General features: G+C 39.9%; 1 protein-coding gene. It reads left to right on the top strand.

Annotation, left to right across the window (positions count from 1 at the left end):
• Positions 1-902, top strand: a 902-nt coding sequence (locus AC4II3_RS32795; protein ID WP_488029862.1) for a group II intron reverse transcriptase, incomplete at its 5' end; no start/stop codon positions are given.
• Positions 903-1,015: the final 113 nt, after the last annotated feature.

The raw sequence follows: 1,015 nt of genomic DNA, 5'->3' as shown, positions 1-1,015 counted from the left end.
TAATGCACAAATCCAAAGAAGTGGTAGAAGAATGTCAGAGAATCATCAATAAATGGTTAGAAGACATCGGCCTAGAATTAAAACCAAGTAAAACAAAGATGGTACATACCTACAAAGGCTTTGACTTTATTGGATTCAATATACGTCAATATCAAGTAGGAAAACACCACTCAAAGCAAGGTTTTAAAACTCTCATCAAACCATCCAGCAAGAGCGTAAAAGAGCACTATGAAAAACTTGTAGACATCATAGACAGACACAAGGCTGCCCCTCAAAAAGCGCTAATAAGCAGATTAAAACCAGCTATAAGAGGATGGTGTAACTACAACAAAAGTCAGGTCAGTAAGGAAACCTTTACTGATTTAGATAACATGCTCTGGCACAAACTTAAAAGATGGGGATATAGGAGACATCCCAAAAAATCAAAAACCTGGGTGAATAAAAAGTACTGGGGAACTAAGGTTGAAAAACCAAAAGAACCATGGGAAGCACCAAAGATAGATAACTGGGTATTCATGACAGATGAGGAGAATTATCTCCCGAAACATGTCAAAACAAAAATTGTAAGACATGTAAAGGTCAAAGAATCCAGAAGTCCCTTTGACGGTGACCTAATGTACTGGAGCAACCGAATGCAAAAACACCCTGAAATGACTAGCCAGAAGGGTTTTCTTCTGAAAAGACAGAAAGGGAAATGTGCTCATTGTGGTCTCACATTCAGAGATGGAGATTTATTGGAAATGCATCACTTAATACCACGCCCACAAGGTGGAAACGACCAATTCAGGAATCTTGAGCTACTCCACCTACATTGCCACGATGTAAAACATAGAACTAAAGTCAGTCCAAAGTGTCAAGAGTCAAATAACGACTCCTCTGAGCTAGATGACAATCCTTTCTAATGCGGAGGTACCAATGAAAGTGTGTTCCTATCATGAGGAGCCGTATGACGGGAAACTGTCACGTACGGTTTTGGAGACGAGTCGCAGAGGTGACTCTGCGGCTTAGTTTAATA

The sequence above is a fragment of the Moorena sp. genome, from assembly GCF_982860115.1.
Note: the sequence above shows the minus strand (reverse complement) of the source record. Positions and strands in the feature narration are given on the sequence as shown.